The organism is Streptomyces sp. ADMS, from assembly GCF_033441795.1.
In the GTDB taxonomy this organism is placed as follows: Bacteria; Actinomycetota; Actinomycetes; order Streptomycetales; family Streptomycetaceae; genus Streptomyces.
On record NZ_JAVFVX010000513.1, the window covers coordinates 1 to 321 of the forward strand.

Below are 321 nucleotides of genomic sequence, written 5' to 3' on the forward strand. Positions count from 1 at the left end.
GGCGGCTCGACCCGCCTGCCCTGTGCGTCCTCGACGAGGCCGCCAACGTGTGCAAGATCTCCGATCTCCCGGACCTGTACAGCCACTTGGGCTCACGGGGTGTGATCCCGATGACGATCCTGCAGTCCTACCGGCAGGGCCAGCGCTGCTGGGGCGAGGCAGGCATGGACGCCCTCTGGTCCGCCGCGACGATCAAGATCATCGGAAGTGGAATCGACGACGCCGACTTCGCCGACCGTCTGAGCAGGCAGGTCGGTGACCACGATGTGCAGACGACGTCGGTGTCGACCAGCGACGGCGGCAAGTCCACCTCGGTGAGCA

The 321-nt window shown here is 66.7% G+C and carries 1 protein-coding gene; it reads left to right on the plus strand.

What is annotated here, in order from left to right; all coding sequences use genetic code 11:
- Positions 1–321, plus strand: a 321-nt coding sequence (locus RB628_RS42990; protein WP_318325819.1) for a TraG/TraD/VirD4 family protein, incomplete at both ends; no start/stop codon positions are given.